The organism is Spongiactinospora gelatinilytica (assembly GCF_003236385.1).
GTDB lineage: Bacteria > Actinomycetota > Actinomycetes > Streptosporangiales > Streptosporangiaceae > Spongiactinospora > Spongiactinospora gelatinilytica.
Genome location: NZ_POUA01000339.1, coordinates 1 through 8,445 on the forward strand (window position 1 = coordinate 1; position 8,445 = coordinate 8,445).

8 protein-coding genes are annotated in these 8,445 nt (G+C 70.6%); 4 read left to right on the forward strand and 4 right to left on the reverse strand.

Annotation, left to right across the window (positions count from 1 at the left end):
- The coding region (locus C1I98_RS30700) for a transporter substrate-binding domain-containing protein (protein ID WP_233508328.1) at positions 1-1,113 on the forward strand (1,113 nt) is incomplete at its 5' end.
- A 3-nt stretch (positions 1,114-1,116) separates the two neighbouring features.
- Positions 1,117-2,163 (forward strand): hypothetical protein, encoded by a 1,047-nt coding sequence (locus C1I98_RS41890; protein ID WP_111170874.1) that lies wholly within the window; start codon positions 1,117-1,119, stop codon positions 2,161-2,163.
- A 44-nt stretch (positions 2,164-2,207) separates the two neighbouring features.
- On the opposite strand, the gene C1I98_RS30710 is transcribed toward C1I98_RS41890, so the two are convergent.
- Complete coding sequence (locus C1I98_RS30710) at positions 2,208-3,065, reverse strand: dioxygenase family protein (RefSeq protein WP_233508329.1); 858 nt, start codon at positions 3,063-3,065, stop codon at positions 2,208-2,210.
- Between the two features lie 241 nt (positions 3,066-3,306).
- On the opposite strand from C1I98_RS30710, the gene C1I98_RS30715 reads away from it, so the two are divergent.
- Positions 3,307-4,725, forward strand: coding sequence for a carbohydrate-binding protein (locus tag C1I98_RS30715; RefSeq protein ID WP_111170875.1), 1,419 nt, complete (start codon positions 3,307-3,309; stop codon positions 4,723-4,725).
- A gap of 212 nt (positions 4,726-4,937) precedes the next feature.
- Here the strand turns inward: C1I98_RS30715 and C1I98_RS30720 are convergent, their stop codons facing one another.
- Together C1I98_RS30720 and C1I98_RS30725 are read right to left on the reverse strand one after the other, a co-directional pair.
- Complete coding sequence (locus C1I98_RS30720) at positions 4,938-5,927, reverse strand: GNAT family N-acetyltransferase (protein WP_111170876.1); 990 nt, start codon at positions 5,925-5,927, stop codon at positions 4,938-4,940.
- A 68-nt stretch (positions 5,928-5,995) separates the two neighbouring features.
- On the reverse strand, positions 5,996-6,241 hold the full coding sequence (locus C1I98_RS30725) for a DUF2630 family protein (RefSeq protein ID WP_111170877.1): 246 nt from the start codon (positions 6,239-6,241) through the stop codon (positions 5,996-5,998).
- Positions 6,242-6,488: 247 nt separating this feature from the next.
- Between C1I98_RS30725 and leuA the strand changes: the two genes are divergently transcribed.
- Positions 6,489-8,174, forward strand: a complete 1,686-nt coding sequence (gene leuA / locus C1I98_RS30730; RefSeq protein WP_111170878.1) for a 2-isopropylmalate synthase — start codon at positions 6,489-6,491, stop codon at positions 8,172-8,174.
- A 42-nt stretch (positions 8,175-8,216) separates the two neighbouring features.
- Here the strand turns inward: leuA and C1I98_RS41895 are convergent.
- A partial coding sequence (locus C1I98_RS41895; RefSeq protein WP_199537329.1) for a TetR-like C-terminal domain-containing protein occupies positions 8,217-8,445 on the reverse strand: 229 nt, incomplete at its 5' end.

Sequence of the window (8,445 nt, forward strand, 5' to 3'; positions counted from 1 at the left end):
TTACCGCCCGCCGTTCCGTCCGGGGAGCCGCCGGTGACCGCCACAGAGCCGGAGCCAGGGCCGGGGGCGGCCGAGCAGTCGGCGGCGGAAGTGGAACGTGCCGCCGCAGAGGAGGCCCGGCTCAGGCGGCGGCGCAGGGCGCGCAGGTTCAGGCTGTACGGCTGGCTGGTGGCGCTCACGGCCGCGCTGGTGGCGGGCGGCTGGATCGTGTGGAACACCGGACCGCCGACCGAGGCCGAGTTGCGCGAGCTGGCCAAGCTGACCAACAAGCAGACGCTGCGGATCGGCGTGAAGGATGACACTCCGGGCATCGCGCTGCGCGATCCGCAGTCCGGTACCTACTCGGGCTTCGACATCGACATCGCGCTGATGATCGCGGAAGACCTCGGGTTCGGGAAGAACCAGGTGGAGTTCCTGGCCATCGAGACCGAGGACCGCGCCAGGAAGCGGGCCAGGAACAAGCTCGGCGAGTTCGTCGATGTGGACCTGGTGGTGGCCACCTTCAGCATCACGCGGGAGCGGGAGGAGGATCCCACGATCGGGTTCTCCTCTCCCTACCTGCTCACCGAGCAGTCCGTGGTGACCAAGGACGACTACGACGGCGAGGTCACCTCCCTGTCGCAGCTCAACGGCAAGAAGGTGTGCACGCTCGGCACCTCCACCTCCCAGAGGGCGCTGGAGAACGCGTTACCGACCGCGCTGGAGCGCACCGGCGCGAAGGTGACCGGCGTGAACCGGATCGAACAGTGCATGAACGGGCTCCTCGCCGGAAAGTACGAGGCGGTGAGCACCGACGCCGCGATCATGGCGGGGTTCGTCAAGGAGGCCGGCGGGCGGCTGCGCCACCACGACGTCGGCCTGGAGGCGAGCGAGCGCTGGGCGGTCAACAGCGGCACGAACACCGCCCTGCGCACGCTGGTGGACCTGGCGCTCTACCGCTCGTTGGCCGATCCCGGCAACCGCCGGTACGAGGACGCCTACGACCGGCACATCCGGCCGCTGATGCCCGCCAACCAGGGCATCGACATCGCCGGCGACCGTCAGCCGTGCCCGAAGGTGCCGAAGGTCCGCCGCTGGCCCTGGGAACGCGACACCTCGGCCCAGGTGTGCTAGCCGGTGGAGCGGCAGGGCGCGCGCGGCGGGGGAGCGGCGGGGCGTAAGCCGGTCTACCGGCGGGCGCGGAACCAGGAGTGGCTGCTGGCGGTGCTGCCGGCGTTCCCCGTGGCGCTGCTCGTGTTGCGCCTGTGGTGGGCCGGTCGTCAGGACACCCAGACGTTGCTGCTGCTCGTGCAGCACGTCAGCCCCCTCGGGATGCTCAGCGTCGTGCTGCTGACCACCGTTTGGGTGGTCCCGGTGGTGGTCCTGGCGGGGCGGGTGCTCGGCCTGCTGTACCGGGTCAGCACCGGGCGGTCCTCCTGGCTGGTGCGGATCGCCGACCGGCTGCCCGACTGGGTGGTGGTGCTGGCCGTGCTGGTGGCCATGCTCGGCTGGCAGCTCCGGTTCCTGCCGGCGCTGGCCACGCTGGCGTTCTCGGCGGCCGGGCTGACCGTCCGCGACCGCTTTCCGGCGCGCGGCACGCTGGTCGACGCGGTGTGCGTGGTCGTCCCGCTCCTGGCGGCGGTGCTCGTGTACGCCATCGTGTCCCCGGCCATCGCGCTGGCCTGGGCGGAACGCGACCTGCCGACGTTCATTCTGCTGGCGGTGCCGCCGGGGATCGCGCCGCTGCTCACCGGGCCGGTGCCGCGCCTCTCGGCGGGATTGATCGCGCACGGGGCGGCGATCGCGCTGGCCGTACTGTTGCCGCTGGTCGCGGGCGTCGTGGTACTCCGGGTACCGATCCTGCCGCTGAGCGCGATGGAGGTCACCGTGCCGGCCGCGCCCGAGGCGGACCGGCCCGCGGGGCGCGAGGTCGTGGTCGGCTACGTGATCGCCAACGACGAGCAGATGACGAGTGTGCTGGAGCGTTCGGGGGCCGTCCGCTTCTTCGGCAACGACCTGCTGCTCTCCCGGGTCCTGTGCCCGGAGCCGGGAGATGTGCCCCGCAGCCGGGTCCATCTGCACCACTGGTACGTCGAGCAGAGCATGATCTCGTGGCTGGCGCCCGATCCGCTCCCGGTGGCGCCGGACCCGCGCTGCGAAGGCCGTCCGCCCGCCGCCCCGTGACCCCAGGCGGGTACGGCGGGCGGCGGAGGATCAGGGCAACCGGCTCACGCGCGCGCCCACAGGGCGGGGACGTTCGGCGGCTCCCAGCCCGGCAGCGCGGTGTGGGCCTGCAGGCAGCGGTAGGACGAACCGTTGTAGGTGACCGTCGCGCCGGAGGAGTAGGCCGTGCCGGCCGCCCACGTCGTCGGTCCGCCGGTCGGTCCGCCGGTGGGACTTCCGGTGGGGCTGCCGGTGGGACTTCCGGTCGGAGAGCTGGTCGGCTGACCGGCGATGTTCAGCACGAAGTCGAACGTCGCCGTACCCGGCTGCACGTTCATCAGCAGGCGCGGGTCGAAGATCGTGTCGGTGTTGTTGCGCGGCTCACCCGGGAAGTAGAGCTGGGTGGTCAGGACCGGACGGCCAGGGGCCTGGACCTTGACGTGGATGTGCCGGGTGCGGCCCGGGTACAGGCCAGGGATGATCGTGGTCAGGTTGTAGTAGCCCTGGGCGTTGGTGAACTGGTGCCCGCGGAAGGTGTACCCGACGTTGTCGTAGTTGCCGTTGTTGTCGGCCTGCCAGAAGTCCATCAGCACGTTGGCCAGCGGCTGGCAGGCCAGGTTGAACACGTAACCGCTGACGACGAGCCGGGTGCCGCTGCCCGGCAGCGTGCTGCGCCGCGGGGAGTTCGGCTTGAAGTAGGGGCCCTCGGTCTGCGCGGGGGTGCGGTCTTCGGGTTCCTGGCAGTACGGCGTTGGCTCCAGGCTCTGCCCGGGGGCCATGCTGCGGGCCAGTGCGGGAATCTGGGGAACCAGGAGGGGGATAGGCGCGGCCATGACGGCGGCCCTCAGCAGGGTCTTCCGCGAGATGACCTTGCCGTCCTTCCCGCTCGGGTCCCTCTCAGCGCCGGTGTGCTCGGCGTCCACTGTGATCTCCTTGGCTTTGGGGGGGCGGCATGCCCGGACCCGGCCTGATATCGAGGCCGGGACCAGGTCACTGTCCCAAAAACTGACATCGCGGCCCTGAAAGCGAGTACCCCACACTTTTCCATAACGTCGCGGTATAGACGGATGCACATAACGGTGTAATAGGTTCCAACTGATAGGGCCGCTCCTCGTGTCTTGACCGTTACGTTAACGGCGCACCCCCCGACACAAGGAGAGATACATGCTCCGCAGTAATGCCGTGACGGCGGGCATCACGCTCGCTCTCACGTTGGTGGCCGCTCCGGCCATCGCCTTCGCCGCGGCCGGCGGCGCGGGAGCACCGGAGCCCGCCCCCGCCCCGGCCGCTCCGGCGTCCGTTTATGCACAGGTCAAGGCGGCCGCCGCGGCGGCCTCGGATCCCTCCCCCCAATACATCGAACAGACCAAGAAGGACCTCGGGCTCACCACGCAGCAGGCCGAGTTGCGCATCGCCAACGAACTGGCGGCGGGTCAGCTCGAACCCCTGCTCCGCGGCCGGCTCGGTAGCGCCTATGCCGGTACCTGGGTCACCGGCCCGCTCGCCTCCCTCGTGGTGGCGACCACCGACGCCGCGCAGTCCTCCGTCATCCGTGAGGCCGGGGCCGAGCCGAAGGTGGTCCAGCACTCCCTGGCCACGCTGGACGCCGCCAAGGTCTCCCTGGACCGGGCGCTGAGCAACAACGCCGAGATCGCCACCTCGTGGGGCGCCGACGTCCAGACCAACCGGGTCGTCGTGCGCACCCCGAACCCCGCCAAGGCGAAGGCCAAGATCAAGGCCGCCGGCATCGACGCGAGCCTCGTCGACGTCGTCAAGTCCAGCGAGCGGCCCGCCCTGTACGCCGACGTACGCGGCGGCGACGCCTACTACATCGGCTCCAGCAGCCGCTGCTCGGTCGGCTTCTCGGTGACCAAGGCCGGCTCGCAGGGCGGCTTCGTGACCGCCGGCCACTGCGGTAGCACCGGCGCCAGCACCACGGGCGTCAACCGCCAGGCGCAGGGCACGTTCCGCGGCTCCTCCTTCCCCGGCAACGACTACGCCTGGGTCGAGGTCAACAGCCAGTGGGTGCCGCGCGGCATCGTCAACGCCTACAACGCCGGCATCGTGACGATCAACGGCTCGACCGTCGCGCAGCCCCAGACGCGGATCTGCCGTTCCGGCTCCACCACGCAGAACCACTGCGGGAGCGTCCAGCAGCTCAACACCAGCGTGACCTACCCGCAGGGCACCGTCTCCGGCGTGACCCGCACCAACGTGTGCGCCGAGCCCGGTGACTCCGGCGGCTCGTTCTACTCCGGTGACCAGGCCCAGGGCATGACCTCCGGTGGTTCGGGCAACTGCAGCAGCGGTGGCACCACCTACTTCCAGCCGGTCAACGAGGCCCTGCAGGTCTACGGCCTCCAGCTCGCCGACAGCGACGGCCCCGGCCCGACGGGCAGCCCCACGACCAGCCCGACCGGTGGTCCGACCGACCCGCCCGGCGGCACCTGGAAGACCTACACCTCCTACAGCGCGGGCGCGACCGTGACCTACGGCGGCACGACCTACCGCTGCCTCCAGTCGCACACGTCGCTTCCCGGCTGGGAGCCGCCGAACGTGCCGGCTCTGTGGAGCGCGTCCTGACGCTGAAAGCCTGACGGCGAGAGCCCGACGGTAGGAGATCGACAGTGGCCCTGGGCCGGAGGCCGCCCCTCCAGTGCCCCGGCCAGGGCCCCTTCAATGCCGGTTCCTGCCCGGCCACCGCCCGTGGCCCGTTGACCGGCACCCCTCGTGGGGCGGGACTACCACACCTCTCCCGCCCCACGAGGGCATATTCATGTCGGCGGCCGGTCCGCTCAGATCGTCTTCTGCCACTCGTGCCAGGTGTCGAGCGGGCGAAACCCCAGCGCCTCGTTGATGGCCCGCATGTGCGCGTTCGAGGTGGCGTTCCAGGTGATCAGCCGGTGTACCGCGGGCTCCTCGTCCAGCATGGTCAGCGCGTTGGCCGTCTTCAGCAGCATGCCGAGCCGGTGCCCGCGGTGCGGGCGCAGCACCACGGTGTCACTCTGCCGGCCCCACCCGCCCGCGCCGTCGTCGTCGAAGAGGACCCTGGTGAGGGCCGCGGGCGCGCCGGTGGCGGCGTGCCTGGCGATGACGGCTCTGCCACCGGCCCCCGCTTCGTGCAGCCGCCGCTCCAGCCCGCCTACCCTGGCGGCGTCCCACACCTCGTCCTCGATATCGAGGTCGCCGGTCGGCGCGTCGTTCATCCCGGCGTTCAGCAGGGCGAGGTCGGCGTGCAGCCGTTCGGGGGCCGCGCCTCGCCAGGCCTCCAGTTCGTAGCCGTAGGTGTGGCGGGCCGCGAGATCGCGCGCGGACTCGAAGGCGGCCCGGTCGGCCGTACGCAGGTCGAGGACCTGGCGGATCACGGTGGTGGCGGCGGTGAACCCGTGGGCCTGCGCGAACGCGGCCCCCGGGCCGCCCGCCGCCGCGGCCTCGGCGACCAACGTCCGCCTGCCCGCGGCGCGCGCCTGTTCGGTGGCGTGCGCGAGCAGCGCCGAACCGTCGCCCCGGCGGCGGCTCCCCGGGGCGACGACCATCTTCGGGATCAGCGCCCGGTGCGCGTTGTCCCGCTCGGGCAGCGCCAGCGTGTATCCGCCGGTCACGATGCCATCGCGGACGTGGACGTACGCCTCGGCGTCGTCGTCCCAGCCGACCAGGGCCCACATGCGGAAATGCCGGGGCGAGGACAGCGGACCGGGATCGTCGATCTCGTGCGCCGCCCGATACACCGAGTAGTAGCCGTCGGCGAGCGCGCCGCCCGCATTATCGACATGCAGAATCGACATGGGGTATAGGCAATCCCATATGCCCCCGGCGGCGCCGACCGTTTTGCGGCGCCGTCATCACCGGGCGGCTACTGCTGGTAGGAGTCGACCTCGTCGATCGGCCGGGGCGCGGCGTCGCGCGGGTCCTCACCGAACTCCCGGCGGGCGCGCCGCCGGCGGAGCAGATCCCAGCACTGGTCGAGCGCGCGCTCCAGCGACACGATCCGGTCGTTCTCGTCCTCGGCGGACACCTCGCCGGCCGCCAGCCTGGCGCGCAGCTCGTGCTCCTCGGCGATCAGGCCGTTGATGCGGGTCAGGATGTCGTCGTCTTTCATGATCGCCCCCTGTTCCTCGTCTCTTCGGACTCTAGCCCGCCGACCCGCACGGCTTCACCGGCGCATCTGCTAACCTCCATAACGTGCTGCGTGGCCTGCTCCTTATGTGCCGCGGCGGGGGCCTTTCCTAGGCCGGCTCCCTCGCCGCGGAGCGTGTCATGCGCGTCGGCCATCTCGACGAGGCCCCGACGAAGAGCACGAGGAGCACACGACCGTGAGCGATTATCCGCGGCAACGACCCAGTGGCATGCCGGTGGGCCGGTACGAGCCCTACCAGCCCGTACGCCTGACCGACCGCACCTGGCCCGACCAGGCCATCACCGAGGCCCCCCGCTGGTGCGCCGTCGATCTCCGCGACGGCAACCAGGCACTGATCGACCCCATGGACGCCCACCGCAAGGTCAAGATGTTCGACCTGCTGGTCCGCATGGGATTCAAGGAGATCGAGGTCGGCTTCCCCGCCGCCTCCCAGACCGACTTCGACTTCGTCCGGCAGATCATCGAAGAGGACATGATCCCCCACGACGTGGTGATCCAGGTCCTCACCCAGGCCAGGCCCGAGCTGATCGAGCGCACCTTCGAGTCGCTGCGCGGGGCCGGGCAGGCGATCGTCCACCTGTACAACTCGACCTCCACGTTGCAGCGCCGGGTGGTCTTCGGCCAGGGCCGCGAGGGCATCACCGCCATCGCCGTCGAGGGTGCCAAGCTGTGCAAGAAGCTCGCCGAGGCGATGACCGACACGACGATCTTCTTCCAGTACTCTCCCGAGTCCTTCACCGGCACCGAGCTGGACTACGCCGTCGAGGTGTGCAACGCCGTCAACGAGGTGTGGCAGCCGACCCCCGACCACAAGGTCATCATCAACCTGCCCGCCACCGTCGAGATGGCCACCCCCAACGTCTACGCCGACCAGATCGAGTGGATGAACCGCCATCTGGCCAACCGCGACTCGGTGGTGCTGTCGCTGCACCCGCACAACGACCGGGGCACCGCCGTGGCCGCCGCCGAGCTGGGATACCTGGCCGGGGCCGACCGCATCGAGGGCTGCCTGTTCGGCAACGGCGAGCGCACCGGCAACGTCTGCCTGGTCACCCTGGGCATGAACCTCTTCTCCCAGGGCATCGATCCCGAGCTCGACTTCTCCGACATCGACGAGATCCGCCGGGTGGTCGAGTACTGCAACCAGCTTCCCGTCCACCCCCGGCACCCGTGGGGCGGCGAACTGGTCTACACCGCCTTCTCCGGCTCCCACCAGGACGCCATCAAGAAGGGCTTCGAGCACCTCGCGATCGACGCGGCGGCGGCCGGCGTGCCGGTGGAGGAGTTCCACTGGGCAGTGCCGTACCTCCCGATCGACCCCAAGGACATCGGCCGCAGCTACGAGGCGGTCATCCGGGTGAACAGCCAGTCGGGCAAGGGCGGTGTGGCCTACATCATGAAGGCCGACCACCAGCTCGACCTGCCGCGCAAGCTCCAGATGGAGTTCTCCAAGGTGATCCAGGTCCGCACCGACGCGCAGGGCGGCGAGGTGACGCCCGCGCAGATGTGGGAGGCCTTCACCGACGAGTACCTCCCCAACCCGGCCGCCCCATGGGGCAGGCTGGGCCTGCTCGCCCACCGCACCGACTCCCAGGTCGAGGACAAGGACCGGATCGGCGCCGATCTGCGCATCGACGGTGAGATCCGCGAGGTGGAGGGCGTGGGCAACGGCCCGATCTCGGCCTTCTGCGACGCCCTGGCCGGTGTCGGCGTGCAGGTGCGGGTGCTCGACTACACCGAGCACGCGCTGAGCGCGGGCACCGACGCCAAGGCCGCCTCCTATGTGGAGTGCGATGTGGACGGCAAGGTGCTGTGGGGCGTCGGCATCGACGCCAACACCACGACCGCCGCGCTGAAGGCCCTGATCTCCGCGGTCAACCGCGCCGCCCGCTGATGCGCTCAGCGGCACGGCGGGCGGCCCGCGCCCGCCGTGCCGTCATTCCGGCAGGCCGATGAAGCGGCCCATGCAGGCCATGTTGTAGTCGAAGATCTCCGCCGGGTCGAGGATCGCGTTGGCGAACTGGCCGAACACCTCCAGGCTGACCGCCCCGAACAGCGCAGTCCAGGCCGAGATGGCGCGGGCGATCACCTCGTCGGACAGGCCGGGCATGACGCGGCGCAGCCGTTCGGCGTCGGCGGGCCAGGCGTCCCGGGGAGGGGCGGGA

Coding starts and splice junctions, on each gene's coding strand:
- C1I98_RS30715 (WP_111170875.1), top strand. CDS start 3,307: ATGCTCCGCAGTAATGCCGTGACGGCGGGCATCACGCTCGCTCTCACG.
- C1I98_RS30720 (WP_111170876.1), bottom strand. CDS start 5,927: ATGTCGATTCTGCATGTCGATAATGCGGGCGGCGCGCTCGCCGACGGC.
- C1I98_RS30725 (WP_111170877.1), bottom strand. CDS start 6,241: ATGAAAGACGACGACATCCTGACCCGCATCAACGGCCTGATCGCCGAG.
- leuA (WP_111170878.1), top strand. CDS start 6,489: ATGCCGGTGGGCCGGTACGAGCCCTACCAGCCCGTACGCCTGACCGAC.